The organism is Streptomyces mangrovisoli (assembly GCF_000974985.2).
Taxonomy (GTDB): Bacteria; Actinomycetota; Actinomycetes; order Streptomycetales; family Streptomycetaceae; genus Streptomyces; species Streptomyces mangrovisoli.
Genome location: NZ_LAVA02000042.1, coordinates 21,858 through 47,991 on the forward strand (window position 1 = coordinate 21,858; position 26,134 = coordinate 47,991).

Below are 26,134 nucleotides of genomic sequence, written 5' to 3' on the forward strand. Positions count from 1 at the left end.
GACCCCGGCCCGCTCAGCCGACCTCCTCCGGCTCCCGTCGCGCGGCCGGTGTCGCGGACCCGTTCCCGTCGCCCCCGCCGGCCCGGCGCCGGGAGCGCGACACCGCCACGCCCGCCAGGCACAGCACACCGCCGCCGAGCGTGAGCGCCCCCGGCACCTCGCCCAGCGCCAGCCACGACATCAGCACCACCAGCGCGGGCACGGCGTACGTCGTCGCGCCCATGCGGCTGGCCGTCGTACGGGCCAGGGCGTACGCCCAGGTGGTGAACGCCAGCGCGGTCGGGAAGACGCCCAGGTACACCATGTTGAGGGTGGCCGGCAGCGGGGCGCGGGCCGCCTCGTGCGCCAGCTGCCCCGCGAACGGCAGGCACGCGACCGCGCCGGTGAGGCAGCCGAACGTCGTCACCTGCAAGGCGCTGCCGTGCGCGAGGGCCGGCTTCTGGGCGACGACCCCGCAGGCGTACGCGACCGCCGCGAGCAGGCAGAGCGCCACCCCAAGAACTGAAGAACCGCCCCCGCCGGACATCGACAGACCCACGGTCACCGCCCCGGCGAACGACACCGCCATCCCCGCGAGCAGCCGCGGCGGCATCGGGTCGCCCAGCAGCCGGGCCCCGAGCAGGGCGATCAGGAGCGGGCCGACGTTCACGACGAGCGCCGCGGTACCGGCGTCCACCTGCTGCTCGCCCCAGTTCAGGACCACCATGTAGAAGCCGAACCAGAGCAGGCCGGACAGCGCGATGCCGCGCCACGCCGCGCGCGGCGGCCACCCGCCGCGCCGCAGCAGCCAGAGCAGCCCGAGCGTGAGGGAGCCCGCGAGCAGCCGTCCGAGCGCGAGCGCGCCCGGCGAGTACGCGGAGCCCGCGCTGCGGATCGACACGAAGGCCGAGGCCCACAGCACGACGGTCACCGCGGCCGCGGCGGCCGCGAGCGGCGCCGCGGGGCGGGCCGCCGCGGCGGGCGAGGAGGCGTTCATCATGCTCCCGAGGTTAGGAGTGGGAAGGACAAGGATCCGGCGAATTTCGGACACCAGGACACCGGGACGGCGGGAGGCCAGGTGGGTGGTGGCGTGCCGCTCAGCACTTCGGGCGCGGCCCCGTCGTGGCTGCTCGCGCAGTTCCCCGCGCCCCTCAGGGGCGCGGGGAACTGCGCGATCAAGCCCCACCGGGCCGCGGCCGAACGCCGACTCAGCGCAGCGCCGTCGCCGTCAAACCCAGCAGGCGCGCCAGGGCGCTCTCGCCCGCCGGGGTCACCCGGACCGCGCGCCCGGAGCCGACGCGTTCGCACCAGCCGGTGTCCAGGGCGTGCCGGCACAGGGCCGCGCCCGCGGTCCCCGCGAGATGCGGCCGGCGCTCGGTCCAGTCGAGGCAGCCGCGGGCGAGCGGGCGCCGGCCGCGGCGCTCCAGGGCGATCCCGGCCGAGCCGAACCACGCCAGCCCCGCGTCCGTCAGCGCGAACCCCGTGTCCTGGCGCAGCAGCCCGCGCTCGGTCAGCGCGTCGGTGACCGCGATGCCGAGCCGTCCGGCGAGGTGGTCGTAGCAGGTGCGGCCGCGGGCCATCGCGGCGGAGGCGGACGACTCGCGCAGGGTGCGCGGCCGCGCGCGGGCGCCGGGCCCCGCCTGGGCGGCCAGCTCCTCCAGCAGTTCGGCGACGCGTGCGTCCGCGAGGCGTACGTACCGGTGCCTGCCCTGGCGTTCCTCGGCGAGCAGTCCGCCCGCGACCAGCTTGGCCAGATGCCCGCTGAGCGTGGACGGCGCGACACCCGCGTGCCGGGCCAGCTCGCCCGCCGTCCACGCCCGGCCGTCGAGCAGCGCCAGCAGGCAGGCCGCGCGCGTCTCGTCGGCGAGCAGCCCGGCGAGCGCGGCGAGACCGGGAGCCTGGGGGTCCTTGGGGGGCGTGCGCGTCATACGCCCAGGATGCGCCCGGCACGGTTCGGCGGACGCCGAAGTGTGCTCAGTCCGCGTCCGCGACCCGTGTGAACTGCTGCGAGAGCCCGTCCAGCAGGGCGGTCAGGCCGGTCTCGAAGGCGCGCTCGTCGATCTTCTCCTGCTGCTCGGCGAGGAGGTGCGCCTGCCCGAGATGGGGGTAGTCGGCAGGGTCGTAGGCAGTGGCGTCGTCGACGAAGCCGCCGGCGAACGAACCGAGCGCGGAGCCCATGATGAAGTACCGCATCAGCGCGCCGATCGAGGTCGCCTGCGAGGGCGGCCAGCCCGCGCGGACCATCCCGCCGTAGACGGCGTCGGCGAGCCGGAGCGCGGCCGGGCGCCGGCCGGGTCCGCGGGCGAGCACGGGGACGATGTTCGGGTGGTCGCGCAGCGCGGCGCGGTAGGAGACGGCCCAGTCGTGCAGCGCGGTCCGCCACTCCCGCCCGCCCTCGAACATCGACAGGTCGACCTGGGCGCTCACCGAGTCGGCGACCGCCTCCAGGATCTCGTCCTTGGTGCGGAAGTGGTTGTAGAGGGAGGGGCCGCTGACGCCCAGCTCGGCGGCGAGCCGGCGGGTGGAGACGGCGGCGAGGCCCTCCGCGTCCACGAGTTCCCTAGCCGTGGTGATGATCCGGTCGGTGCTGAGGAGGGGCTTGCGCGGTCGGGCCATGGCGCACATAGTAGGGCTGCACCCTGAAACTAGCAGTGCTAATTTAAATGTACGGATTTCAATGTACGGATTTCGAGGTACGGCGCCGAGGGCGGTGCCGTACGGATCCGCACCGAGCCCCGCCCCGCCGTCCGTGAACGCCGTCCGTGAGGTGATCCCGTCGTGAACCTGGAGCTCAGCGAGGAGCAGGCCGATGTCCGCCGGCTCGCCCGGGACTTCGTCGAGCGCGAGGTCGCGCCCTACGCCACCGCCTGGGACCGGGCCGAGGAGGTCGACCGTTCGATCGTGAAGAAGCTCGGCGAGGTCGGCTTCCTGGGCCTGACCATCGACGAGTCCCACGGCGGCAGCGGCGGCGACCATCTCGCGTACTGCCTGGTCACGGAGGAGCTGGGGCGTGGCGACTCCGCGGTCCGCGGCATCGTGTCCGTCTCCCTCGGGCTGGTCGCCAAGACGATCGCGGCCTGGGGCGACGACGAGCAGAAGCGGCGCTGGCTGCCCGGCCTCACCTCGGGCGCGTACGTCGGCTGCTTTGGCCTGACCGAGCCCGGCACCGGGTCCGACGCGGGCAGCCTGGCCACCCGCGCCGTACGCGACGGCGGCGACTACGTCATCAACGGCACCAAGATGTTCATCACCAACGGCACCTGGGCCGACGTGGTGCTGCTCTTCGCCCGCTCCACCGACGCCCCCGGCCACAAGGGCGTCTCCGCGTTCCTCGTGCCGGCCGACAGCCCCGGCCTGACCCGCCGCCCGGTCCACGGCAAGCTCGGCCTGCGCGGCCAGGCCACCGCCGAACTGGTCCTGGAGGACGTCCGGGTGCCCGCCTCCGCGCTGCTGGGCGAGGAGGGCAAGGGCTTCTCGGTCGCGATGTCGGCCCTCGCCAAGGGCCGGATGTCGGTCGCCGCGGGCTGTGTCGGCATAGCCCAGGCGGCGCTGGACGCGGCGGTGCGGTACGCGGGGGAGCGGGAGCAGTTCGGCAAGACCATCGCCCACCACCAGCTGGTGCAGGAGCTGATCAGCGACATCGCCGTCGACGTGGACGCGGCCCGGCTGCTGACCTGGCGGGTGGCCGATCTCATCGACCGCGGGCGGCCGTTCGCCGTCGAGTCGTCCAAGGCGAAGCTGTTCGCCTCCGAGGCCGCGGTGCGCGCGGCGAACAACGCGCTCCAGGTCCACGGCGGTTACGGCTACATCGACGAGTACCCGGCGGGCAAGCTCCTGCGCGACGCCCGGGTGATGACCCTCTACGAGGGCACCAGCCAGATCCAGAAGCTGGTCATCGGCCGCGCGCTCACGGGGGTCTCCGCGTTCTGACCACGGCGGAGCCGGGGCGTACTTCTGAGTACGCGTCTGAGTACGGCGACGGATGTCCCCGCGGGCCGCGCGGGGCCACGCTTCTGCCATGAGTGACACACCAGTCAAGCAGCAGACCACGGCCGCGTACCACGGGCAGGCCATCGCCTCCTTCGCGATCGCCATGGCGGCCACGGCCATCGGCATCTACCGGCTGGACACCGACGCCTGGGTCCGTGCCTTCCTGGCCGTCTCGGTCCTCTACCTCGTCACCTCCGCGTTCACCCTGGCCAAGGTGGTCCGGGACCGCCAGGAGGCCGGGCAGATCGTCAGCCGCGTGGACCAGGCGCGCCTGGAGAAGCTGCTGGCCGACCACGACCCCTTCGAGAAGCTCTGAGCGACCACGCAGGCTGAGCGCCCGCTCGTCCTCGGCGGTGTGCGGGCACGCACGCTAAGCGCCCGCTCACCTTGGGCGGTATGGTGTAGCTCCTGTCACCGAGAGGGGCGAGCGAGCGATGAGTACGGCGGAGGAGACGTCCGGCGGCGAGATGGAGCCGTGGGACGAGGTGACCCCCGACGCGGCCCGGCGGCTGCTCGTGGCCGCGGTGGAGGCCTTCGCCGAGCGGGGCTACCACGCGACCACCACCCGGGACATCGCGAGCCGCGCCGGCATGAGCCCCGCCGCGCTCTACATCCACTACAAGACCAAGGAAGAGCTGCTCCACCGCATCAGCCGGATCGGCCACGACAAGGCGCTGGACATCCTGCGCACCGCGGCCCGGCGCGAGGGCAGCCCCGCCGAGCGGCTCGCCGACGCGGTCGGCTCCTTCGTCCGCTGGCACGCCGGTCGGCGCACCACCGCCCGGGTCGTGCAGTACGAGCTCGACGCCCTCGGTCCCGATGCCCGCGCCGAGATCCTCGGGCTGCGCCGCCAGGTGGACGCCGAGGTCCGCGGGATCATCCAGGACGGCGTCGCGAGCGGCGAGTTCGACGTGCTGGACGTGCACGGCACCACGCTCGCGGTGCTCTCCCTGTGCATCGACGTGGCCCGCTGGTTCAACATCGACGGCCCGCGCACGCCCGACGAGGTCGGCGCGCTCTACGCCGACCTCGTGCTGCGGATGGTCGGGGCGAAGTAGACCCGCGCCCCGGTGGTGCCGAGGGCGGGCCGGACCGGCCCGCCCCGTCCGCCGGCGTCAGACGTAGTAGCGCGACACCGACTCCGCCACGCAGACCGGCTTGTCGGCGCCCTCGCGCTCCACGACGAACGCCACGGTCACCTGGACGCCGCCCGTGACGTCCTCGACGCCCGTGATCGTGGCGGTGGCGCGCAGCCGCGAGCCGACCGGTACGGGGGAGGGGAAGCGGACCTTGTTGGTGCCGTAGTTGACGCCCATCTTCACGCCCTCGACCCCGAGCAGCTGCGGCCCGAACAGCGGCAGCAGCGACAGGGTCAGATAGCCGTGCGCGATGGTCGTCCCGAACGGTCCGGTGGCGGCCCGCTCCGGATCCACGTGGATCCACTGGTGGTCGCCCGTGGCGTCCGCGAAGAGGTCGATCCGCTTCTGGTCGATCTCCAGCCAGTCGGTGTACCCCAGTTGCTCGCCCGCCGCCGCCTTGAGCTCGTCGACGGAAGTGAAGATCCTCGGCTCTGCCATCTACCCGGCCTCTCGCGTCACTCGTGTTCACCCGCGCCTCGGTCAGCCGGCCGCTGACCCGCAGACTCTAAGCAACTGCTTAGCATGGTCGGGCGGGCCGTCCCTGTCAACGGACCCGCGGGTGCCGGGTGGGTAGGCTTCGCGGAGTGCCGCAGATTCCCTGGAAGATCCACGAGCTCACCGTCGGCCAGCTCGCCGCGCGCAGCGGGGCCGCGGTCTCCGCGCTGCACTTCTACGAGGCCAAGGGTCTGATCAGCAGTCGCCGTACGCCGGGCAACCAGCGTCGCTACAGCCGGGACACGCTGCGGCGGGTGGCCTTCGTGCGGGCCGCCCAGCGGGTGGGCATTCCGCTGGCGACGATCCGCGAGGCGCTGGCGCGGCTGCCGGAGGAGCGGACGCCCACGCGGGAGGACTGGGCGCGGCTGTCCGAGGCGTGGCGATCCGAGCTCGACGAGCGGATCAGGCAGCTGAACCGGCTGCGGGATCACCTGACCGACTGCATCGGGTGCGGGTGTCTTTCGCTGGAGAGCTGCGTGCTGTCCAATCCGGACGACACGGTGGGGGAGCGGCGGGCCGGGTCGAGTCTCATGGTCGAGCGACCCGGACCCGGACCCGGACGCGGACCCCGACCCCGACCCGGGGCCGCCGGCCCCGACCCGGAATCAGGCTGACGCGGTGGCCCTCCGGGCGGGGGCGCGGGGGAAGGTGCGGGTGTGTCGTGGTTGCTCGCGCAGTTCCCCGCGCCCCTGTCGGGGCTGCCTCCTCTGCGGGTGCGTTTGTCCGTGCGGGTGTGTCGTGGTTGCTCGCGCAGTTCCCCGCGCCCCTTTCGGGGCCGGGGTTACTCGTATTCCGTTCCGCCCTTGCGGGTCAGGTAGGACGGGCTGATGGCCTTGGCTATCGCTCGGCCGCCCAGCACCGGGCTGTGGCGTTCCGGGGCCGGGCGGATCACGACGCCCTCGCGCAGGTGCAGGGCGCGGCCGGAGACCGTCTCGCGGCCCTGCGCGACCTCCAGCACCGTGTCGATGTCGTACGGCCCCTCGTACAGGCGGGGGACCAACGGCAGCTCCCCGGTGAGCAGTTCGGCCGCGTCCAGCCAGTGGACGGTGCCGTCGATCTCCGCCGACACGTCGAAGACGGCGTATCCGAGGCTCTCCCGGCGCCCGTCCGCGCCGTAGGCCAGATCCTGCACGCCCGCGCCGTACACCTCGCCGACGACGCCGACCCGGCGCGCGCCGAGCCGTTCGGCGAGCCGGGCCGCGGCCTCGGCCACACCGTGCCCGCGCACCGCGCGCCAGTACAGGTTGCGCGGATCCTCGCGCAGCGCGAGCGACCTCGCGCCGAAGCCCTTGGAGGAGACGAACACGCGCTCCTGGTCCGCGACATACGTGAGCAGGCAGGCGGACCCGTGCAGCTTCTCGGTCAGCACCACGGGCTCACCGGCGGTGAAGATGTCCGGGTAGCGCTGGATGTTCTCGATGTCGACCCACGGCAGCAGCTCGGGCGCCGACTCCACGTCGCCGCTCATCGTGGGCGGTACCGGCGGCACCCATTTGACGATGCCCAGCCGCTCCGCGAAGTCGGTCCCGTCCGCCGCGGCCCGCGCCAGGTCGACGCCGTCGAGCGCGGCCGGCCGGCACACGATGCCCTGCGACAGCTCGCCCCGCAGCCGGACCGCCCTGACCCGGTCGTGCTCCGGCCCGGCCAGCCGTCCGGTCAGCCCCAGCTCCTCGATGAGGCCGGCGGGGAGCACGGACTGCTCCGGGATGTAGAGCGCCGCCTCACCGGTGCGGTAGGCGCCCTTGGCGACGACGGCGCGGTACAGGCCGACCTGGGCCAGTTCCAGCGCGTCGGCATCGGGGTGGTCGTGGACGGTCAGCACTTCGGCGGTGACGCGCAGCGTCGACATCGGGGCTCCTCAGGGTGCACGGTCGGGTTTCATCGCCCCAACTGTCCGCGCCCGAATAGAGATTGAGCCACCGGAATACGTCCTGCTACCGTCACCGCCCGACCCGCGGGGGCTGGTCGCGCAGTTCCCCGCGCCCCTTTCAGGGACTCTTCGCGACCGTGCACCGACAGGGGCGCGGGGAACTGCGCGAAGGAGTCCCACTCGGCCGCGGACACCCTGCGGGCGCAGCCCCCTGTCTCACGCCGACACCAGCAGCCGCACGCGCCGGGCCTGCGCCAGCGCCTCCGGTGTGAGCACGGGCCGCGGGACCAGGATGCCGCAGTCCGTGCAGACCGGACCCGAGGACGGCTCGTGGTCCAGGTCGTACCTCCACACGAGACGGTGCCTGCCGCACACCGGGCAGTCCGAGCCCGGCGCCCGCTCCAGCGCGGCGATCAGCCGGCGCAGCACCTCGGCCAGCGGTTCACGGGGATGGACCGCCGGGTCGTCGCACCAGGCCACTCCGAAGCCGCCCCAGGTCAGCCGGTGCCAGTCGTCCACGCTTCCCGGACGGCGCAGCCCGTCGTGCTTCTCCTTCCTGCGGCGCTCGGCGAACCCGTCCTCGTAGGCGAGCCAGACGGCCCGCGCCTCCTCCAGCTCCTCCAGTGCGGCCACGAGCCGCGCCGGGTCGGGGGACCGGTCCTCGGGGCCGAACCCGGCCCGCGAGCAGAGATGGTCCCAGGTCGCCCGATGCCCATAGGGGGCGAACCGCTCAAGGCACTTGCGCAGCGAGTACCGCCGCAGCGCGAGATCGCACCGAGGATCTCGCACCTGTCTCGCCAGACTCCGGAAACCGGCCATCGCCCTGCACCTCCGTCACACCTGCACCTGTACTTCGGTCACTTCGGCGTCGTCGTTCGGACGTCGCCGAATAGACGTATCGACAGACGAATCGGCTCCATCCGATGTGTGATGCCGTCCATAAGACGGCCCCTGTTGACCTCCTGACCCGTTGCGGCGACTTCGAAAAGTGACGCATGTTCATCTTCAATCTCGGGGATACCGGCGGTAACGTCCCGCCCCCACACCCCGTCGGGAGGAGCTGCCATGCCACGGCGCACCCCACGAAGCACTCTTGACAGACTGAGAACTCCCCGCAGGTTCTTCGGGTTCCTGAAGACGGCATCCGTATGCGTACTGATCGCCGCTCTTCTCTCGCCGCTCACGCAGACGGGTGTCGCCACCGCCGCGACCTCGAACGACTACTGCGGCGGCCAGTGCTCGGACATTCTGCCGCCGGGTGAGAACGGCAACGCCACCCTCGCGCAGATCCTGCTCAACCAGGCCTTCGGCACCCAGCCCTCGCACGCCGAGGACCAGCTCGGGCCGTACGCCAACCTCGCGACCGGCTCCTCGAGCCTCACGGACGCGAAGATAAACACCTTCTTCAACGACGCGTCGTTCGGCGTCGCGTCCGACCAGGTCGCGTCCACCGAGAAGCCCGGCGGCCGCACGGACGTCACGATCGTCCGCGACAAGAAGACGGGCGTGCCGCACATCACCGGCACCACCCGCTACGGCACCGAGTACGGCGCGGGCTACGCGGCCGGCGAGGACCGGCTGTGGCTCATGGACGTGTTCCGGCACGTCGGCCGCGGCGAGCTGACCTCCTTCGCCGGCGGCGCCGCCTCCAACCAGGGCCTGGAGCAGGAGTTCTACCGCAACGCCCCCTACACCGAGGCCGACCTCCAGGCGCAGATCGACCGCGCCGTCGCGAACAACGGCGCCCGCGGGCAGCAGGCCCTCGCCGACGCCAACGCCTACCTCGACGGCATCAACGCCTACATCGACGCCTCCGACAGCGGCCGTTACTTCCCCGGCGAGTACGTCCTGACCGGCCACAAGGACTCCATCACCAACGCCGGCACCATCGACCACTTCAAGATCACCGACCTGGTCGCGCTCGCCTCCGTGATCGGCTCGCTGTTCGGCTCGGGCGGCGGCGGCGAGGTCAACAACGCCCTCTCCCTGATCGCGGCGCAGTCCAAGTACGGCGTCGAGCAGGGCACCGAGGTCTGGGAGTCCTTCCGCGAGCGCAACGACGCCGAGGCCGTCACCACGGTCCACGACGGCACGAGCTTCCCGTACGCCACCAAGCCCGACGACCCGCAGGGCGAGGCGCTGCCGGACGCCGGCTCGGTGACCCAGGAACCGCTTGTCTACGACCGCACCGGCAGCGCGGCCACCGCGACCGCCACCAAGGCCAGCGCCACCGCGGCCGCGACCACGCTCAGCTCCGCCAAGCGCGGCATGTCCAACGCCCTCGTGGTCAGCGGCAAGTACACCGCCAGCGGCCACCCGGTCGCCGTGTTCGGACCGCAGACCGGGTACTTCGCGCCCCAGCTGCTGATGCTCCAGGAGATCCAGGGACCCGGCATCAGCGCCCGCGGCGCCTCCTTCGCGGGCCTGAGCATGTACGTCGAACTGGGCCGCGGCCAGGACTACTCCTGGAGCGCCACCACCTCCGGCCAGGACATCATCGACACGTACGCCGTCGAACTGTGCCAGGACGACTACCACTACCTCTACCACGGCACCTGCACGGCCATGGACGAGGTCCAGCAGGCCAACTCCTGGAAGCCGACGACCGCCGACGGCACGGCGGCGGGGTCGTACACCATGAAGGTCTGGCGCACCAAGTACGGTCCCGTCGAGTACCGGGCGACCGTCGGCGGCAAGAAGGTCGCCTACACCACCCTGCGCTCGTCCTACATGCACGAGGCCGACTCGATCATCGGCTTCCAGATGCTGAACGACCCCGACTACATCAAGGGCCCGTCCGACTTCCAGAGCGCGGCCCAGCACATCAACTACACCTTCAACTGGTTCTACGCCGACTCCCAGCACACGGCGTACTACAACAGCGGCGACAACCCGGTGCGCGCGAGCGGCGTCGACGCCGAGTTCCCGGTGTGGGCGCAGGCGGCCTACGAGTGGCAGGGCTGGAACCCGGACACCAACACGGCCACCTACACCCCGGCCTCCGCCCACCCCCACTCCACCGACCAGGACTACTACATCTCCTGGAACAACAAACAGGCGGCCGACTACACCACCGCGTCCTGGGGCGACGGCTCGGTGCACCGCGGCAACCTGCTGGAGGACCGGGTGAAGAAGCTGGTCGCGGCCGGCGGCGTGACCCGGTCGTCGCTGGTGAAGGCGATGTCCGACGCGTCGCTCGCGGACCTGCGGGCCGAGGACGTGCTGCCGAAGCTGCTGAAGGTCGTCAACAGTTCCACGGTGACCGACTCCACGGCCGCGGCGGCCGTCACCAAGCTCCAGGCCTGGGTGACCGCGGGCGCCAAACGCACAGAGACCTCGTCGGGTTCCAAGACGTACGCCAACGCCGACGCGATCCGCATCCTCGACGCCTGGTGGCCGCTGCTGGTGAAGGCCGAGTTCGAACCCGGGCTCGGCACCGACCTCTACAACGCCTTCACCGCCAACCTGACCATCGACGAGTCCCCGTCGGCGGCGCACGGCCCGACCGGTTCCCATGCCGGCAGCTCCTTCCAGTTCGGCTGGTGGAGTTATGTCGACAAGGACATCCGGTCCGTGCTGGGCGAGTCCGTCAAGGGCGGCCTCGCCCAGACGTACTGCGGCGGCGGCAGCCTCAGCTCCTGCCGGGACATCCTGATCAGCACCCTGAAGACGGCGGCGGGCGAGTCCGCGTCGACCGTCTACCCGGGTGACGATCTCTGCTCGGCCGGCGACCAGTGGTGTGCCGACTCGATCGTCCAGCGCACGCTGGGCGGCATCAAGCACGGCAACATCAGCTGGCAGAACCGCCCGACCTTCCAGCAGGTCGTCGAGTACACCTCGCACCGCTAGGGCGCACCAGGTGCCGGCGGCGGGTCAGGTGATCCGGCCCGCCGCCAGCACCACCCGGGCCAGCTCGGGGTGGACGATGTCGCTGTGCGCGCCGGTCGGCGGGCCGCCCCGGCGCACCACCTCGGCGGCGTCCACGTTCACGCAGCCCGTCGTGGGCAGCGGGGCGGCCAGCGCGCGGGCGAGGGTCAGCGCCCGCGTGCCGGGCACCGCCTGCACCCCGTCGTGCCCCATCGCGCCCCACTCGGCCCCGAGCAGATCCCCGAGCGCCTCCGCGGCCGCCCCGGCCGGGGCGGTCAGCGAGGCGGCGTCGTCCGCCATCCGCGAGGCCAGCGGGTACAGCGTCCCGAGCGCCGAGTCGAAGTGGGAGTAGCAGCACACCAGCGGCCCGTCGATCCGCTTGTGCCGGTCCCGCAGCGCGCCCGCCGCGTGCGGGTCGTGCGGCAGACTCGCCGCGAAGGCGTAGTGCGAGAAGGCGCCCTGCAGCAGCGTCACCGACTTCACCGTGCGCACCCCGTCGGGCAGCCCGCGCAGCGCGAACGCCACCAGGCGCCCGCCGAAGCTGTGCCCGACCAGGTGCACCCGCAGCCCCGGCGCCGCCTCGGCGAGTCTGCCGAGCACGGGCCCGAGTCCGCGCTCGCCGACCGCGCCCGCCCGCCGCTTCATCTCGTAGTACGTCGCCTGCCGCAGGAACTCGCGGGCCCCCGCCCACGGGTCGGGCAGGGTGAACGAGGCGAGCGCCCCGCCGGTCTCCAGCCGCCCCAGCGCCCGCGCGAAGTCCGCGCAGACGTCGGCCACGGGCGCCCGGAACATCAGCGGCTGCCCGGCGGCGGCGCGCCCGACCGCGTCCGCCCAGTCCGCGTCCGCACCGTCCGCACCGTCCGCGTCCGCACCGTCCGCGTCCGCACCGTGCGCGTCCGCCCCGTCCGCGTCGGCCCCGTCCGGTTCGGTGTCCGCCGCGCACCCGGCCCGGGGCGCGTCCGGCGCGACGTCCACCAGGATCCGCACCAACTGCCCGAACCGCTCCAGCTCCGCCTCCCCGGCCGGCCGTTCCTCCAGCAGGGCGGCGATCTGCTCGATCACGGTCGCCCGGTTCGGGAAGACGGACAGCAGCGCCTGTCTGCTGTCCTTGTCCAGTGCCGGAGGTGGCGGCGCCGGGGCGGCCACCGTGCGCGGGAAGTCCGGGATCGGCTCGTCGGAGTACCGCATCGACGGCCACACCACCCCGGCGTAGCCGAGTCTGGCTCGCGGCACCAGACGCGGGATCGGCGCGAAGAAGTGGCTGTAGAGCCGGGTCGCGCCGGAGCGGTCGCTGTTCCAGCCGTGGGCGAACACGATCAGGTCGTGGACGCCGCGTGCGACGGCCCCGGCGAGCAGCCGGTCCCGTTCCGCGGTGTCCACGTCGCCGTCCGCGTCGAAAGTCAACTCCCAGTACGGGGTCACACTCATGCCCGTATCCGCCATGACAGACCTCTTTCGTCCTCCGAGGTGATGGATTGTGCGGGCATCGTCCTGCTCGCCACGGAGGTTGGCCATACGTCACGACTCGTCAGTACAGGAGATATTCCTTCCTGATCTTCCGGAATGCGGTGAGTTCGCTCTGCCAGGCCGCCACGACGTCGTCGGTGTCCGCCCCGGCGTCGATCAGGGTGCGCACCCGGTCGGATCCGGTGAGCTTGTCGATCCACAGATCGGAGCGCCACGCGAAGCCGCTCCACACCCGCTTCGCGGTCACCAGCAGCGCGATCCCCGTGCGCACGGGCTCGAAGGCGGCCCGGTCGTGCACGTGGAGCTGCACGCCGCCGATCGTCGTGCCCTGGAACTTGGAGAAGGTCGGGGCGAAGTACGCCTCCCGGAAGTGCACCCCGGGCAGGGCGAGCCGCTCCGCCGCGGCGGCCCAGCGCCCGTCGACGCCGTCGGCGCCGAGCAGTTCGAAGGGCCGGGTGGTGCCCCGCCCCTCGGACAGGTTCGTGCCCTCGAACAGGCAGGTGCCGGAGTACACGAGCGCGGTGTCCGCGGTCGGCATGTTGGGGCTCGGCGGCACCCACGGCAGCCCAAAGGCGTCGTGGAACAGCGAGCGTTCCCAGCCGGACATGCGCACCGTCGTGAGCGGCACCGGGTCGGTGAGGAACTCCCCGTTGAACAGCCGGGCCAGCTCGGCGACGGTCATCCCGTGCGCCTGCGCGATCGGCTGCCGGCCCACGAAGGTCGCGAACTCCTTGTGCAGCACCGGCCCTTCGGCCCGCCGTCCGCTCACCGGGTTGGGCCGGTCGAGCACCACGAACCGCTTGCCCGCGAGGGCGGCCGCCTCCATGCAGTCGTACAGCGTCCAGATGTAGGTGTAGAAGCGGGCGCCGACGTCCTGGATGTCGAAGACGACGGTGTCCACGCCGGCGGCCGTGAACACGTCCGCGAGCGCCTGCCCGCTCTTCAGGTAGGTGTCGTAGACGGGCAGGCCGGTGGCGGGGTCGTCGTAGCGGCCCTCGGAGCCGCCGGCCTGTGCGGTGCCGCGGAAGCCGTGCTCCGGGCCGAACACCGCGACCAGCCGCACCCGCGGGTCGGCGTGCATCACGTCCACGATGTGCCGCACGTCGCGGGTGACGCCGGTGGGGTTGGTGACGACGCCGACGCGGGCGCCGTCGAGCGGCGCGTACCCGTCCGCGGCCAGCCGGTCGAAGCCGGTCCTGAGCGGCCGGCCCGGAGCGGCCGACGCCGGGGCGGGGGACAGGGCCGAGACGGTGGCGGCGGTGGCCGTGGCGGTCGCGTCGACGAGCAGACTCCGTCGGGACAGACGCATGAGGGACCCTTCGTGTGGGGGAGGTCTCGAGCGTGCGCGTGGTCTTGAACGTGTGACGGCGGCCCTGGTCTGAAACATACCGACCGGTTAGTGTGTCGCAGCGGAGCCGTTCTCGTCGTGTCGAAGGAGACCGAGGGTGGAAGCTGTTCAGGATGCCGGAGTCGTCGTCACGGGGGCCGGAGGAGGGATCGGAGCCGCCCTCGCGCGCCGCTTCGCCGCCGAAGGGGCCCGGGTCGTGGTGAACGACCTCGACGCGTCGAGAGCCGAGGCCGTGGCCGCCGAGATCGGCGCGACCGCCGTCCCCGGCGACGCCTCGGGGATCGTGGACGCCGCCCGCGAGGCACTCGGCGGCGGCATCGACATCTGGTGCGCCAACGCGGGCGTCGCCTTCGAGGACGGCGGCACCGACCTCGACGAGAGGACCTGGGCGACCTCCTGGGACGTCAACGTCATGGCCCACGTCCGGGCCGCCCAGGCCCTGCTGCCCGACTGGCTCGAACGCGGCACCGGGCGCTTCGTGTCGACCGTCTCCGCGGCCGGGCTGCTGACCATGGTCGGCGCGCCCTCCTACAGCGTCACCAAGCACGGCGCGCTCGCCTTCGCCGAGTGGCTGTCGCTGACGTACCGCCACCGCGGCGTGAAGGTCCACGCGATCTGTCCGCAGGGTGTGCGCACCGCGATGCTTGAGGCCACCGGCGCCGCCGGCGACCTCGTGCTGCGGCCCACCGCGATCGAACCCGACGACGTCGCGGACGCCCTCTTCAAGGGCATCGCGGAGGACCGCTTCCTGATCCTTCCGCACCCCGAGGTCGCCGACTACTACCGGGCGAGGGCCGACCAGCCCGATCGCTGGCTGGCCGGCATGAACCACATCCAGCGCAAGTGGGAGGCCAACCGGTGACCGATTCCCGCTACGCCACCCGCCCCTGGCTGGCCCTCCTCAGCGACGCCCAGCGCGCCCCCGTCGAGCCCGCCGACTCCCTGGTGCACGCGCTGCGCCGGTCGGCCGCCGAGGCCCCGGACCGCGCCTGCCTCGCCTACTTCGACGGCCGGCTCACCTACCGCGAGGTGGACGAGCTGAGCGACTCGGTCGCCGCCCACCTCGCCGCCCGCGGCCTGGAACGCGGCGACCGGGTCGCGGTGCTGCTCCAGAACTCCCCGCACTTCGTGCTCGCCGTCCTCGGCGCCTGGAAGGCGGGCGCGACCGTCGTCCCCGTCAACCCCATGTACAAGTCGGGCGAGGTCGGCCACGTCCTGCGGGACGGCGAGGTGGCCGCGCTGATCTGCTCCGACCGCGCGTGGGAGACGTATCTGCGCGAGGCGGCCGCCGACTCGCCGGTGCGCATCGCGCTCACCGCGTGCGAACTGGACTTCCAGACCGGCAACGACCCGCGCGTCCTCGCCTTCGAGCGGCTGCCCGAGGCCCCCGACGCGGACGACCTCACCACCGTCGCCCGCCAGGGCGGCACGGCACCCGAGGGCCGCGACCCGGCGCCCGGCGACATCGCCCTGATCAGCTACACCTCGGGTACCAGCGGCACCCCCAAGGGCGCCACCAACACGCACGCCAACATCATGTACAACGCCGAACGCCAGCGCACCGGGATGCCCCTGCCCGACGCGCCGGTCTACTTCGCGATGGCGCCGCTGTTCCACATCACCGGCATGGTCTGCCAGTTGGGCGCCTGTCTGAACAGCGCGGGCACGCTCGTGCTGGCGTACCGCTTCGAGGCGGGCGCCGTCCTCGACGCGTTCGCCGCGCACCGTCCGCACTACACGGTCGGCCCCTCCACCGCGTTCATGGCGCTCGCCGCCCACCCGGCGGTCACCCCGGACCACTTCGCGTCCTTCGTGAACATCTCCTCCGGCGGCGCGCCGCTGCCGCCCGCCCTGGTGGAGAAGTTCCGGGCGGGCTTCGGGCCGTACATCCGCAACGGCTACGGCCTCACCGAGTGCACCGCGCCCTGCGCCTCCGTGCCCCCGGCCCTGGAGGCCCCCGTCGACCCCGCATCCGGCACCCTCGCGGTCGGCGTGCCGGGCCCCGACACGGTCGTACGGATACTCGACGACCGGGGCGAGGAGGTGCCGTTCGGCGAGCAGGGCGAGATCGTGGTCAGCGGACCGCAGGTCGTGCCCGGCTACTGGCGGCGGCCCGAGGCCACCGCGGAGACCTTCCCCGGCGGTGAACTGCGCACCGGCGACATCGGTTTCATGGACGAGCAGGGCTGGCTGTACGTCGTCGACCGCAAGAAGGACATGATCAACGCGTCCGGCTTCAAGGTCTGGCCGCGCGAGGTCGAGGACGTCCTCTACACCCACCCGGCGGTCCGCGAAGCGGCCGTGGTCGGGGTCCCCGACGGGTACCGTGGCGAGACCGTCAAGGCGTACATCAGCCTGCGGCCGGACGCGGAGACCGACCCGGCGGCGCTGGCCGCGTACTGCAAGGAGAGACTGGCCGCCTACAAATACCCGCGGCTGGTGGAGATCCTGCCGGACCTGCCGAAGACGGCGAGTGGGAAGATCCTCCGACGGGAACTGCGTTCCCGTACCGCGAACAGCGAGTAGACATCAGGGAAAGGCAGGTGGCGGCAGTGCCCAGGACGACGGACGGCGACGGGACCCCCGTCCCGCAACGGCTGCTGGCCGCCGCCACCCGGCTCTTCGCCGAGCAGGGTTACGACCGCACGTCGGTGCAGGAGATCGTCGAGGCGGCGGGCGTCACCAAGGGGGCGCTCTACCACTACTTCGGCTCCAAGGACGACCTGCTGCACGAGGTGTACGCGCGCGTGCTGCGGGTCCAGCAGGAGCGCCTCGACGCCTTCGCGGACGCCGACGAGCCGATCGAGAAGCGGCTGCGCGGCGCGGCGGCGGACGTGGTCGTCACGACGATCGAGAACCTCGACGACGCGTCGATCTTCTTCCGGTCGATGCAGCATCTCAGCCCGGAGAAGAACAAGCAGGTGCGCGCCGAGCGCCGGCGCTACCACGAACGCTTCCGCGCGCTGGTCGAGGAGGGCCAGCGGGCGGGCGTGTTCTCCACGGCGACCCCCGCCGACCTCGTGGTCGACTACCACTTCGGCTCGGTGCACCACCTGTCGACGTGGTACCGGCCCGACGGGCCGATGACCCCGCAGCAGGTCGCCGACCATCTGGCGGACCTGCTGCTGCGGGCGCTGCGGCCCTGACACCCGGCAGCGGAAGGGGCCCGGAGGCGATCGCCTCCGGGCCCCTTCCCGTGCTCACAGGTACTTCTTCAGCTCCCGCCGCGCCAGCGACCGCTGGTGGACCTCGTCCGGCCCGTCCGCGATCATCAGCGTACGCGCGCTCGCGTACAGCTCCGCCAGCGGGAAGTCCTGGCTGACGCCGCCCGCGCCGTGCAGCTGGATCGCCCGGTCGATGATGTCCACGACCGCGCGCGGGGTGGCGATCTTGATCGCCTGGATCTCGGTGTGGGCGCCCTTGTTGCCGACCGTGTCCATCAGCCAGGCCGTCTTCAGCACCAGCAGCCGCAGCGACTCGACCGTCACCCGGGCGTCCGCGATCCAGTTGTGGACCACGCCCTGCTGGGCCAGCGCCTTGCCGAACGCGTTCCGGGCGACCGCCCGGCGGCACATCAGCTCGATCGCCCGCTCGGCCATGCCGATCAGCCGCATGCAGTGGTGGATACGGCCCGGACCGAGCCGCGCCTGCGCGATGGCGAAGCCGCCGCCCTCCTCGCCGATCAGGTTCGCGACCGGCACGCGCGCGTGGTCGAAGACCACCTCGGCGTGGCCGCCGTGCGAGTGGTCCTCGTAGCCGAAGACCTGCATGGCGCGCTTCACGGTGACGCCCGGGGTGTCGCGCGGGACCAGCACCATGGACTGCTGGCGGCGGATGTCCGCGCCGTCCGGGTCGGTCTTGCCCATCACGATGAAGATCTTGCAGTCCGGGTTCATCGCCCCGGAGATGTACCACTTGCGACCCGTGATGACGTACTCTCCCCCACTCTCGGCTCCGCTCGAGCGGGAGGTGCCCCCACCGTCACGCTCGATCAGCGTGGTGATGTTGGTGGCGTCGGAGGAGGCCACGTCCGGCTCGGTCATCGCGAAGGCGGAGCGGATCTCGCCCGCGAGCAGCGGCTCCAGCCACTGCTTGCGCTGGTGCTCGTCGGCGAACTGCGCGAGCACCTCCATGTTGCCGGTGTCGGGCGCCGCGCAGTTCAGCGCGGTGGGCGCGAGGTGCGGGGAGCGGCCGGTGATCTCGGCCAGCGGCGCGTACTGGAGGTTGGTCAGACCGGCGCCGTACTCGGCGTCCGGCAGGAAGAGGTTCCACAGGCCCTGCCTGCGCGCCTCCGCCTTCAGCTCCTCCACCACGGCGGGCTGGTCCCAGGGCGAGGCGAGCAGCGCCCGCTGCTCCTCGGCGACCGCCTCGGCCGGGTAGACGTACTCGTCCATGAAGGCGAGGAGCCGGGCCCGCAGTTCCTCGGTGCGCGCGTCGAACGCGAAGTCCATGGCGGTCAGCCTTCCTGGAGGGTGGTGAGTCCGTGGTCGATGAAGACGGGCACGAGGTCGCCGATGCGGTCGAAGCCGCGTCCGACGGTCTGGCCCAGGGTGTAGCGGTAGTGGATGCCCTCCAGGATCACCGCGAGCTTGAACCAGGCGAACGCGGTGTACCAGGAGACCGCGGAGACGTCCCGGCCGGAGCGCTCGGCGTAGCGCTCGATCAACTCGGCGGGGGAGGGGTGGCCGGGGGCCTCGGCGGTGGTCGAGACGGGGGAGTCGGCCATGCCGAGCGGCATGGAGTACATGACCAGCAGGCCGAGGTCGGTCAGCGGGTCGCCGAGCGTCGACATCTCCCAGTCGAGGATCGCGTTGATCCGGTCGTCCGCGCCGATGAGGACGTTGTCCAGGCGGTAGTCGCCGTGCACGACGGTCGCGGCGGGCGAGACGGGCAGCCTGCGCCCGAGCGCCGCGTGCAGCTCCTCGATGCCGGCCAGCTCGCGGTTGCGGGAGGCGTCCAGCTGCTTGCCCCAGCGGCGCAGCTGCCGGTCGAGGAAGCCCTCGGGGCGGCCGAAGTCGGCGAGGCCGACCTCCGCGGGGTCCACCGCGTGCAGCTCGACGAGGGTGTCGACCAGGGACAGCACCGCGCTGCGGGTGCGCTCGGGGCCGAGCGGGAGCAGCTGGTCCGCGGTGCGGTACGGCGTGCCCTCGACGAACTCCATCACGTAGAACGGCGCCCCGAGCACCTCCTCGTCCTCGCACAGCAGGACCGGGCGCGGGACCGGCACGTCGGTCGGGTGCAGCGCGCTGATCACCCGGTGCTCGCGCTTCATGTCGTGCGCGGTGGCGAGCACATGCCCGAGCGGGGGCCGGCGCACGACCCAGCGGGACGTGCCGTCGCCGACGGCGTAGGTGAGGTTGGAGCGTCCGCCCTCGATCAGCCGGCCGGTCAGCGGACCGCTCACCAGACCGGGCCGCTCGCGGTCGAGCAGTCCGCGCAGCCGGTCGAGATCGAGTCCGGGCGGGTGGTCGGGGCTCATACGTCGCTCCTACGTACGGGTGAACAGGACGCGACTCATGATGCCGACCGGTCGGTATGTCGTCCAGTGGGTCGGCCGAACGTGATCGGTGCCACGATAGGCCGCTGTCCTGTGGCGCGGCTCTTCCGGCGGCGCGACTCGGCCGTTCCGCGCGCCACGCGAACGCCGCATATCCGGGCATACCGCTTGCGTGGCGCCGGGCTTCCCCCGAGGGTCGGACGCATGAAGGCCATCAGCTACAGCCGGTACGGCGGACCCGAGGTGCTGGAGTACGGCGAGGTCCGCGAGCCCACGGTGGGGCCGGACACGGTGCTGGTGGAGGTGCGCGCGGCGGCCGTCAACCCGGTGGACTGGAAGTGCCGCCAGGGGTATCTCCAGGGGGCGCTGGACGCCGTCTTCCCCGTCGTGCCGGGCTGGGACGTCTCCGGCGTCGTGCTCCGGCCCGGTCCCGCCGTCACCGAGTTCGCGGCCGGCGACGAGGTCATCGGCTACGTCCGCGAGGACTTCCTCTCCCGCGGCACCTTCGCCGAACGCGTGGCGGCCCCGGTGCGCACCCTCGCCCGCAAGCCGCGCAACCTCTCCTTCGCGGAGGCGGCCGGACTGCCGCTGACCGGGCTCACGGCCTACCAGGTCCTGAACCGGGCGCTCGCCGTCAAGCGCGGCGAGACCGTCCTCGTGCACGCGGCCGCGGGCGGCGTCGGCTCGTTCGCCGTCCAGCTCGCCCGGCACACCGGCGCCCGCGTCATCGGCACGGCGAGCCCGCCGCACCACGACTACGTCCGCTCCCTCGGCGGCGAGCCCGTCGAGTACGGCGAGGGCCTCGCCGAACGCGTCCGCGGCCTTGCGCCCGAAGGAGTGGACGCGGCCTTCGACACCGTCGGCGGCGACACCCTCAAGGTCTCCGCGAACCTGCTCACCCAGGGCGGCCGCCTCGCCTCCATCGCGGACCCCGAGGTGGTGGCGTACGGCGGCCGGTACTGCTTCGTCCGCCCCGACGCCGACGACCTGCTGCGCCTGACCGAACTGGCCGAACAGGGCGTGCTCTCGGTGCACGTCAGCGAGGTCTTCCCGCTGGAGCGCGCGGCGGAGGCGCATCGCCTGAGCCAGACGGGCCGGACCCGCGGGAAGATCGTGGTGACGGTGAGCCGTGAGACGGACACGCCGCTTCCGACGTGAGACGGACACGCCGCTCCGACGTGACCGACGTCCCCCTCGCCCCTTCGGCCCTGTGTCACCAGGCTTCGGCCCTACGTCACCAGTGCCGCCGCGCACACCGCCATGGCCACCGCGCACAGCACCGCCGCCGTCGCGAGCCGCGGGGCCAGCGTCGGGGGGCGGCCGGCGGCGAGGGCCCGGATGCGGCCGTGGGCCACCAGCAGGAAGCCCAGCCACAGCGCGCAGCACACGGCGCCCACCACGATCGAGTCGGCGGTCGCCCCGCCGTGCAGCGCCGACTTCACCGCGAGCACCGCGGCCACGGTCACCGAGAGCGTCGTACGCCGCCAGGCCAGCCGGGTCCGCTCCGGCTGGAGCCCCGGGTCGCGCGACGGCCCGGCGGCGTCCGTGCTCACCCCTCCCACCCGGCCAGCACGACGACGACCATGGCCACCGCCACGACCGCGACCAGCACGCCGAGCAGTGCCGGGAACCGGGAGGCGGGCAGGTCCTCGCCGCGGCGCATGGCGCGCTCGCAGCGCACCCAGTGGTCGATGGCCCGCAGGGAGCACAGCACGCCGGACGCCAGCAGCGCGAGCGCCAGGCCCACCCGCCAGCCCCAGCGCAGGTCGGGCAGGAACTGGTCGACGGCGAAGCCGCCGCCGATCAGCGCGAGCGCGGTGCGCAGCCAGGCCAGGAACGTGCGCTCGTTCGCCAGCGAGAACCGGTAGTCGGGCGTGCTGCCCTCGTCCCGCACCTCCTCGGGGGCGAACCACAGGCGGACGTTGCGCACGAACTCGATCACGCTCAGGACCCTACCCGGGGGTGTTCGACCTGTGCTCCCGGAGCCTGTGCCAGGCCGCCACACCGTCCGGCACCCACTCCCACTCCCCGAGCCGGCGTTCCACCTCCTCCTCGGGCAGGAAGTCGTGCCAGGCGACCTCCTCCACCTGGGGGCTGACCGGCAGGTCGCAGCGCACCTCGTACACCGCCGACCACCAGCTCTGCCCGGCGCCGTCGTCGTAGAGGAACTTGAAGAGGAAGGCCGGCTGCGGCAGCCCGCTCACGCCGAGCTCCTCCTCCGCCTCGCGCAGGGCCGCGTCGTCGTAGGACTCGCCCGCGCCGACCACACCGCCGACGAACATGTCGTACAGCGAGGGGAAGACCAGCTTGACGGGGGTGCGGCGGTGCACGAAGAGCCGTCCGGCCGCGTCCCGGGCCTGGACGAAGACGGCCCGGTGCCGCAGCCCCTGGGCGTAGGCCTCACCGCGGGGGGATCGGCCGACCACCCGGTCGTGCTCGTCGACGATGTCGAGGATCTCGTCAGCAGCGCTCATGGGGACCATCCAAGCACCGCGGTCCGTGGCCCCGAGGGGGCCCGGGTCAGCTGGGCTGGAGGTCCCGCGCCGGGCGCGGCCTGACCAGGCCGGCCGGCATCGCCGGGTGCAGGCCCAGCAGCACGATGCCCAGCACGATCGCCGCGAGCCCCGCCGCCTCCCAGGCCAGCGCTCCGGTGTCGGCGCGCAGCCGGTCGCCGAGGAAGCCCACACCGCAGAGGATCCCGGCGAGCGGCTGGGCCGCGGTCAGGGCGGGCAGGGACATGCGCAGCGGCGCCGTCTCGAAGGCGCTCTGCACCAGGATCAGCCCGGTCACGCCGATCACCAGCACACCGTACGGCTGCCAGCCGGTCAGCAGCTCGCCGAGGCCGCCCGCGGAGAAGCGCTGGCCGCTGACCCTGGTCAGGGCGTCCTGGACGCCGTAGAGCAGGCCCGCGGCGAGCGAGAGGAGCACGGGGGCGGCGCTGAGCCGCGAGCGCTTGGCGTACGTGACCAGCACCACCGCGACGCCGGCGACGAGGCCGATGATCAGCCAGTGCCGCACCGGGTCCGCGACCGCGCTGCCGCCGCGCGGCTGACCGGCGACGATGAAGGCGGTCACGCCGCCCGCGAGCAGCCCGAGCCCGGTCCAGCCCTGGCGGCCGAGGCGGTTTCCGGTCTGTCTGCGCGAGAGGGCCAGCGCGAACAGCAGGTTCGTCGCGAGCAGCGGCTCCACCAGGGAGATCTCGCCGTTGCTCAGCGCGATCGCGCCGAGCACCATGCCCGCCACCATCAGGGCGATGCCGCCGAGCCAGCGCGGCACCCGCATGAGGTCGAGCAGCAGGCGCGGGGACAGGAAGTCGCCCAGCGGGGCGTGCGCCGCCGCGTTCTGCTGGAGCACGAAGCCGAAGCCGAGACAGCAGGCCGCGCTCACGGCGAGAGTGAGAACCAGAACCGACACGCGCGTACCTCATCGTCCGCCGGGCCACCGGGTCGTAGTGGCGCCGACTGTAGCGTCTGTGGGCGCGGCCCGCCCCGGGAGAGCCGGGAACCGGGCAGTGGACGCGGCCGCGACGCCGGGTGAACCCCGGGCGACGGGCGCGGCCGCGCATCCATCGTGCGTCGCCCCGTACGACCGCGCTATGGCGTACGCCACAGTCGTGACCTGCGGGACCCCCGTGAGGGGCGGCGCAGGGGGGATCGTACGGGGTTCAAGTTCCCCAGGAGAAACGGTAGTTGACGGGTTCAACTCCGGGCCGGAGCTTGACGCGAACTGATGGCTGGGGATTTGCTGTGCGTGATCAGTTGACCACGACCTGACGCGAACCGGCCACGCGCCGTGTCGCACGAGGAAGACCGCGTTGCCCCCACCCCCGTCCCCCGCAGGCCGCCGGACGGGCTCGCCGAGCCTCGGCCGCGAGCTCCGCGCCCGGCCCTGCGAGGCCGCCCTGGACGACGACGAACTGGTCGCCGCCCGCTCCGCCGCGGCCCAGGGGCGCTGGACGGCGCTGCGCTCGCTGCTCGCCCGCACCGGCGACGACTGGGACCGGCGGGCCCACCGGGTGACCGTCCTCGCCCGGGAGTCCTACGCCACCGCCTGGGCCTCGGAGTGGCTGCTGGCCGAGCCCGGATCGGCCGACGCCTCCGTGCTGCTCGCCGTCGCCCTGGTCGCGCGGGCGCTGCGCGGCAAGGAGGAGCCCGACGCCGTGCGGGCCGGCTGCCTGGGCGCCGCCGCGCTCGCCCCGGCCGACCCCACGCCCTGGCTGGGCCTGCTCATGCTGGAGCGGGGGCTCGGCACCGACGAGGACACGGTCCGCGCCTACGAGGAGGTGCGCCGCCGCCACGCCGACCACCATCACGCCCATCACCTGATGGTCGCCCGGCTCGCCGAGCGGCACGCGGACGCCGGGCACGACCCGGATCACGAGGTGTACGCGTTCGCGGAGCGGGCCGCCGCCGCGGCGCCCGCGGACTCGCCGCTGGCGCTGCTCCCGGTCGTCGCCCTCACCGAGCGCTACCGGGTGCTCGCGGCGGCGGACCGGGAGCCCGCGGACCCGGCCGCCTCCGGCCACTGGACCGGGGCGCGGGCCCGGCAGATCCTCAAATGCGCGTTCGACTGGTGGCTGGAATGGGAGCAGGACGGCCATCCGCGGCGCCATGTCGACCTGAACTATCTCGCCCACGCGACCTTCTGCGAGGGCCGCGCCGCCGAGGCGGCCGCCCTCTTCCACCGCATCGGGCCGCATGTCACCGAGAGTCCCTGGTCGTATCCGGACCGGGACGCCCACCAGGCCTTCCGGGCGGCCCGGGAGGCCGTCACCCGGGGCGTGCGTGACCCCGTTGTCTGAGGAGAACGTAAGAAGTGCTTACGGATCGCTGACGGACTTCCGGGATTCCTGGCCCCGCCCGGCCCCGAGTGTTCGAATGAATGGGTGAACTCCGAACCACCCGAGGACCGTGAGCCCTCGAAGGACCGGCCGGCCTCGCAGAGCTGGGTGCCTTCGCAGGACCAGGTGCCGCCCAAGGGCCGTGACGCAGACCGTGACGCAGACCGTGGGGCAGACCGTGGGGCGCGGCGCGCGGCCTCCGCGGACGGCGGGGGCACTCCCGTCGGCCGGCGGGTGCTGCTCGGCACGCTGGGCCTGGGCGCCCTCGGTCTCTTCACGGCGCCGACCCTGCAACGCGCCCTGGAGGCGTTCCTCGGGGCCGCCTCCGGCGACGACCCGACCGGCCTGACCGGTCTGCTGCCGAACGGCGGCGGCTTCCGCTACTACTCGGTGACCGGTTCCGTCCCGCACAAGAACGCCTCGAACTACCGTCTGACGATCGACGGACTGGTCGACAAGCCGGGCACCTACACGCTGTCCGACCTGCGGTCCCTGCCGCAGACCCGGCTCGTCAAGGACGTCCAGTGCGTCACCGGCTGGCGGGTGCCGCACACCCCGTTCGAGGGCGTGCAGCTGTCGCGGCTGCTGGACGCGGCGGGGGTGCGCTCCTCCGCCCGCGCCGTGCGCTTCACCTGCTTCGACGGCGCGTACAGCGAGAGCCTCACCCTCGACCAGGCCCGCCGCTCCGACGTCCTGGTGGCGCTGCGGATGCAGAACAAGGACATCGGCCACGACCACGGCGGCCCGGTCCGCCTGTACGTCGCCCCCATGTACTTCTACAAGTCCGCCAAGTGGCTCTCCGGCATCACCGTCACCGACGAGGTGAAGCCCGGCTACTGGGAGGAGCGCGGCTACGACGTCGACGCCTGGGTCGGCCGTTCGAACGGACGTGACGATGACCCTACGAGCTGACGCCCCCGCCCCCGCCGGCACCCGGGTCCGCCGCTTCGGGCACTCCCAGCGTTGGGTGCACCGCACCACGGCCGCGCTGATGGGCGTGTGCGTGGCGACCGCGGCCTGCCTCTACATCCCCGAGTTCGCCGTGCTGGTCGGCCGGCGTGAACTGGTCGTACGCATCCACGAGTGCGCGGGCCTCGCCCTGCCGGTCCCGGTCCTGGTGGGCCTGGCCTCCCGGGCCTTCCGCGCGGACCTCGGCTTCCTGAACCGGTTCGGGCCGCACGACAAGGTCTGGCTGCGTGCCGCCGTGGCCCGCGACAAGCGGCGCTCCTCCCGCCCGGCGGGCAAGTTCAACGCCGGGCAGAAGATCTACGCGTCCTGGATCGCCGGGGCCACGCTGGTGATGCTGGGCACCGGTCTCATGATGTGGTTCACCCATCTCACGCCGCTGGTGTGGCGCACGTCGGCCACGTTCGTGCACGACTGGCTGGCGCTGACCGTCGGCATCGTGCTGGCCGGCCACATCGGGATGGCCCTCGGCGACCCCGAGGCCCGGCGCGGGCTGCGCACCGGCTGGGTCTCCAAGGACTGGGCGCGGCGCGAACACCCGCTCTGGCGGCCCTGACACACCGGCCGCGGTCGTACGACGACGTCCGCCGTGGTCGTACTACACCGGCCGTGGACGTGCGACGACGTCCGCCGGGGACGTACGACACCGGCCGCGGACGTGCGACGACGTCCGCGG

The 26,134-nt window shown here is 72.8% G+C and carries 26 protein-coding genes; 12 read left to right on the forward strand and 14 right to left on the reverse strand.

Annotated elements, in window-relative coordinates; translation table 11 throughout:
- Positions 1 to 13 precede the first annotated feature (13 nt).
- The 3 genes from WN71_RS18995 to WN71_RS19005 form a co-directional block, all read right to left on the reverse strand.
- A complete protein-coding gene (locus WN71_RS18995; protein ID WP_046590408.1) occupies positions 14 to 979 on the reverse strand; it encodes a DMT family transporter in 966 nt (321 codons plus the stop codon).
- A 208-nt stretch (positions 980 to 1,187) separates the two neighbouring features.
- Positions 1,188 to 1,907 carry an ArsR/SmtB family transcription factor gene (locus WN71_RS19000; protein WP_046590406.1) on the reverse strand — a complete coding sequence of 240 codons (720 nt, stop codon included), beginning with the start codon at positions 1,905 to 1,907 and terminating at the stop codon, positions 1,188 to 1,190.
- Positions 1,908 to 1,953: 46 nt separating this feature from the next.
- Entirely contained in the window at positions 1,954 to 2,595 is a 642-nt protein-coding gene (locus WN71_RS19005) for a TetR/AcrR family transcriptional regulator (protein WP_046590401.1), read from the reverse strand.
- 162 nt (positions 2,596 to 2,757) lie between these two features.
- Between WN71_RS19005 and WN71_RS19010 the strand changes: the two genes are divergently transcribed.
- The 3 genes from WN71_RS19010 to WN71_RS19020 all read left to right on the forward strand — a co-directional run bounded on the left by WN71_RS19010 (position 2,758) and on the right by WN71_RS19020 (position 5,027).
- Complete coding sequence (locus WN71_RS19010; protein WP_046590400.1) at positions 2,758 to 3,909, forward strand: acyl-CoA dehydrogenase family protein; 1,152 nt, start codon at positions 2,758 to 2,760, stop codon at positions 3,907 to 3,909.
- Positions 3,910 to 3,997: 88 nt separating this feature from the next.
- A complete protein-coding gene (locus WN71_RS19015) occupies positions 3,998 to 4,285 on the forward strand; it encodes a YiaA/YiaB family inner membrane protein (protein WP_046590399.1) in 288 nt (95 codons plus the stop codon).
- Positions 4,286 to 4,403: 118 nt separating this feature from the next.
- Positions 4,404 to 5,027, forward strand: a complete 624-nt coding sequence (locus WN71_RS19020) for a TetR/AcrR family transcriptional regulator (protein ID WP_046590398.1) — start codon at positions 4,404 to 4,406, stop codon at positions 5,025 to 5,027.
- Positions 5,028 to 5,084: 57 nt separating this feature from the next.
- On the opposite strand, the gene WN71_RS19025 is transcribed toward WN71_RS19020, so the two are convergent.
- The gene (locus WN71_RS19025; protein ID WP_046590397.1) at positions 5,085 to 5,546 is read right to left on the reverse strand and encodes a MaoC family dehydratase; all 462 of its coding nucleotides are present in this window, start codon (positions 5,544 to 5,546) and stop codon (positions 5,085 to 5,087) included.
- A 146-nt stretch (positions 5,547 to 5,692) separates the two neighbouring features.
- Here WN71_RS19025 and soxR point away from each other — a divergent pair, with 146 nt between their 5' ends.
- Positions 5,693 to 6,217 (forward strand): redox-sensitive transcriptional activator SoxR, encoded by a 525-nt coding sequence (gene soxR / locus WN71_RS19030; RefSeq protein WP_046590395.1) that lies wholly within the window; start codon positions 5,693 to 5,695, stop codon positions 6,215 to 6,217.
- A gap of 167 nt (positions 6,218 to 6,384) precedes the next feature.
- Here the strand turns inward: soxR and WN71_RS19035 are convergent, their stop codons facing one another.
- Together WN71_RS19035 and WN71_RS19040 are read right to left on the reverse strand one after the other, a co-directional pair.
- A complete protein-coding gene (locus WN71_RS19035; RefSeq protein ID WP_046590393.1) occupies positions 6,385 to 7,452 on the reverse strand; it encodes an RNA ligase (ATP) in 1,068 nt (355 codons plus the stop codon).
- Positions 7,453 to 7,689: 237 nt separating this feature from the next.
- Positions 7,690 to 8,292, reverse strand: coding sequence for a hypothetical protein (locus WN71_RS19040; RefSeq protein ID WP_046590391.1), 603 nt, complete (start codon positions 8,290 to 8,292; stop codon positions 7,690 to 7,692).
- Positions 8,293 to 8,538: 246 nt separating this feature from the next.
- On the opposite strand from WN71_RS19040, the gene WN71_RS19045 reads away from it, so the two are divergent.
- Complete coding sequence (locus WN71_RS19045) at positions 8,539 to 11,322, forward strand: penicillin acylase family protein (RefSeq protein ID WP_046590389.1); 2,784 nt, start codon at positions 8,539 to 8,541, stop codon at positions 11,320 to 11,322.
- Positions 11,323 to 11,346: 24 nt separating this feature from the next.
- On the opposite strand, the gene WN71_RS19050 is transcribed toward WN71_RS19045, so the two are convergent.
- Positions 11,347 to 12,783: a serine/threonine protein kinase gene (locus tag WN71_RS19050; protein WP_046590387.1), complete on the reverse strand. Its 1,437-nt coding sequence runs from the start codon at positions 12,781 to 12,783 to the stop codon at positions 11,347 to 11,349.
- Positions 12,784 to 12,868: 85 nt separating this feature from the next.
- Positions 12,869 to 14,116, reverse strand: a complete 1,248-nt coding sequence (locus WN71_RS19055; RefSeq protein ID WP_046590381.1) for an exo-beta-N-acetylmuramidase NamZ family protein — start codon at positions 14,114 to 14,116, stop codon at positions 12,869 to 12,871.
- A 136-nt stretch (positions 14,117 to 14,252) separates the two neighbouring features.
- Here WN71_RS19055 and WN71_RS19060 point away from each other — a divergent pair, with 136 nt between their 5' ends.
- The 3 genes from WN71_RS19060 to WN71_RS19070 are packed head-to-tail and all read left to right on the forward strand — an operon-like array spanning position 14,253 to position 17,301.
- Complete coding sequence (locus tag WN71_RS19060; protein WP_046590379.1) at positions 14,253 to 15,017, forward strand: SDR family oxidoreductase; 765 nt, start codon at positions 14,253 to 14,255, stop codon at positions 15,015 to 15,017.
- Positions 15,014 to 16,681, forward strand: coding sequence for a class I adenylate-forming enzyme family protein (locus WN71_RS19065; RefSeq protein WP_046590377.1), 1,668 nt, complete (start codon positions 15,014 to 15,016; stop codon positions 16,679 to 16,681). The genes WN71_RS19060 and WN71_RS19065 overlap by 4 nt, the downstream gene beginning before the upstream one ends.
- Positions 16,682 to 16,707: 26 nt before the next feature.
- Positions 16,708 to 17,301 (forward strand): TetR/AcrR family transcriptional regulator, encoded by a 594-nt coding sequence (locus tag WN71_RS19070; RefSeq protein ID WP_046590375.1) that lies wholly within the window; start codon positions 16,708 to 16,710, stop codon positions 17,299 to 17,301.
- A 54-nt stretch (positions 17,302 to 17,355) separates the two neighbouring features.
- Here WN71_RS19070 and WN71_RS19075 read toward each other — a convergent pair whose 3' ends face one another.
- Together WN71_RS19075 and WN71_RS19080 are read right to left on the reverse strand one after the other, a co-directional pair.
- The gene (locus WN71_RS19075) at positions 17,356 to 18,606 is read right to left on the reverse strand and encodes an acyl-CoA dehydrogenase family protein (RefSeq protein WP_046590373.1); all 1,251 of its coding nucleotides are present in this window, start codon (positions 18,604 to 18,606) and stop codon (positions 17,356 to 17,358) included.
- 5 nt (positions 18,607 to 18,611) lie between these two features.
- Positions 18,612 to 19,634: a phosphotransferase family protein gene (locus WN71_RS19080; protein ID WP_046590371.1), complete on the reverse strand. Its 1,023-nt coding sequence runs from the start codon at positions 19,632 to 19,634 to the stop codon at positions 18,612 to 18,614.
- A gap of 222 nt (positions 19,635 to 19,856) precedes the next feature.
- On the opposite strand from WN71_RS19080, the gene WN71_RS19085 reads away from it, so the two are divergent.
- Positions 19,857 to 20,810: an NADP-dependent oxidoreductase gene (locus WN71_RS19085; protein ID WP_046590369.1), complete on the forward strand. Its 954-nt coding sequence runs from the start codon at positions 19,857 to 19,859 to the stop codon at positions 20,808 to 20,810.
- Between the two features lie 71 nt (positions 20,811 to 20,881).
- Here the strand turns inward: WN71_RS19085 and WN71_RS19090 are convergent, their stop codons facing one another.
- The 4 genes from WN71_RS19090 to WN71_RS19105 are packed head-to-tail and all read right to left on the reverse strand — an operon-like array spanning position 20,882 to position 23,066.
- The gene (locus WN71_RS19090; RefSeq protein ID WP_046590367.1) at positions 20,882 to 21,205 is read right to left on the reverse strand and encodes a DUF202 domain-containing protein; all 324 of its coding nucleotides are present in this window, start codon (positions 21,203 to 21,205) and stop codon (positions 20,882 to 20,884) included.
- Entirely contained in the window at positions 21,202 to 21,594 is a 393-nt protein-coding gene (locus WN71_RS19095; protein WP_046590365.1) for a YidH family protein, read from the reverse strand. The genes WN71_RS19090 and WN71_RS19095 overlap by 4 nt, the downstream gene beginning before the upstream one ends.
- Positions 21,595 to 21,604: 10 nt before the next feature.
- Complete coding sequence (locus tag WN71_RS19100) at positions 21,605 to 22,126, reverse strand: NUDIX hydrolase (RefSeq protein ID WP_046590364.1); 522 nt, start codon at positions 22,124 to 22,126, stop codon at positions 21,605 to 21,607.
- A 46-nt stretch (positions 22,127 to 22,172) separates the two neighbouring features.
- On the reverse strand, positions 22,173 to 23,066 hold the full coding sequence (locus WN71_RS19105; protein ID WP_046590363.1) for a DMT family transporter: 894 nt from the start codon (positions 23,064 to 23,066) through the stop codon (positions 22,173 to 22,175).
- A 400-nt stretch (positions 23,067 to 23,466) separates the two neighbouring features.
- Here WN71_RS19105 and WN71_RS19110 point away from each other — a divergent pair, with 400 nt between their 5' ends.
- From WN71_RS19110 to WN71_RS19120, 3 genes are all read left to right on the forward strand, one after another.
- Positions 23,467 to 24,453, forward strand: a complete 987-nt coding sequence (locus WN71_RS19110; protein WP_046590361.1) for a hypothetical protein — start codon at positions 23,467 to 23,469, stop codon at positions 24,451 to 24,453.
- A gap of 273 nt (positions 24,454 to 24,726) precedes the next feature.
- Positions 24,727 to 25,404: a molybdopterin-dependent oxidoreductase gene (locus WN71_RS19115; protein WP_046590422.1), complete on the forward strand. Its 678-nt coding sequence runs from the start codon at positions 24,727 to 24,729 to the stop codon at positions 25,402 to 25,404.
- Complete coding sequence (locus tag WN71_RS19120; RefSeq protein WP_046590359.1) at positions 25,388 to 26,014, forward strand: cytochrome b/b6 domain-containing protein; 627 nt, start codon at positions 25,388 to 25,390, stop codon at positions 26,012 to 26,014. The genes WN71_RS19115 and WN71_RS19120 overlap by 17 nt, the downstream gene beginning before the upstream one ends.
- The last annotated feature ends 120 nt before the right edge of the window (positions 26,015 to 26,134 follow it).

Coding starts and splice junctions, on each gene's coding strand:
- WN71_RS19015 (WP_046590399.1), top strand. CDS start 3,998: ATGAGTGACACACCAGTCAAGCAGCAGACCACGGCCGCGTACCACGGG.
- WN71_RS19040 (WP_046590391.1), bottom strand. CDS start 8,292: ATGGCCGGTTTCCGGAGTCTGGCGAGACAGGTGCGAGATCCTCGGTGC.
- WN71_RS19020 (WP_046590398.1), top strand. CDS start 4,404: ATGAGTACGGCGGAGGAGACGTCCGGCGGCGAGATGGAGCCGTGGGAC.
- WN71_RS19080 (WP_046590371.1), bottom strand. CDS start 19,634: ATGAGCCCCGACCACCCGCCCGGACTCGATCTCGACCGGCTGCGCGGA.
- WN71_RS19120 (WP_046590359.1), top strand. CDS start 25,388: ATGACCCTACGAGCTGACGCCCCCGCCCCCGCCGGCACCCGGGTCCGC.
- WN71_RS19085 (WP_046590369.1), top strand. CDS start 19,857: ATGAAGGCCATCAGCTACAGCCGGTACGGCGGACCCGAGGTGCTGGAG.
- WN71_RS19035 (WP_046590393.1), bottom strand. CDS start 7,452: ATGTCGACGCTGCGCGTCACCGCCGAAGTGCTGACCGTCCACGACCAC.
- WN71_RS19055 (WP_046590381.1), bottom strand. CDS start 14,116: ATGCGTCTGTCCCGACGGAGTCTGCTCGTCGACGCGACCGCCACGGCC.
- WN71_RS18995 (WP_046590408.1), bottom strand. CDS start 979: ATGATGAACGCCTCCTCGCCCGCCGCGGCGGCCCGCCCCGCGGCGCCG.
- WN71_RS19000 (WP_046590406.1), bottom strand. CDS start 1,907: ATGACGCGCACGCCCCCCAAGGACCCCCAGGCTCCCGGTCTCGCCGCG.
- WN71_RS19075 (WP_046590373.1), bottom strand. CDS start 18,606: ATGGACTTCGCGTTCGACGCGCGCACCGAGGAACTGCGGGCCCGGCTC.
- WN71_RS19050 (WP_046590387.1), bottom strand. CDS start 12,783: ATGGCGGATACGGGCATGAGTGTGACCCCGTACTGGGAGTTGACTTTC.
- WN71_RS19045 (WP_046590389.1), top strand. CDS start 8,539: ATGCCACGGCGCACCCCACGAAGCACTCTTGACAGACTGAGAACTCCC.
- WN71_RS19005 (WP_046590401.1), bottom strand. CDS start 2,595: ATGGCCCGACCGCGCAAGCCCCTCCTCAGCACCGACCGGATCATCACC.
- WN71_RS19025 (WP_046590397.1), bottom strand. CDS start 5,546: ATGGCAGAGCCGAGGATCTTCACTTCCGTCGACGAGCTCAAGGCGGCG.
- WN71_RS19100 (WP_046590364.1), bottom strand. CDS start 22,126: ATGAGCGCTGCTGACGAGATCCTCGACATCGTCGACGAGCACGACCGG.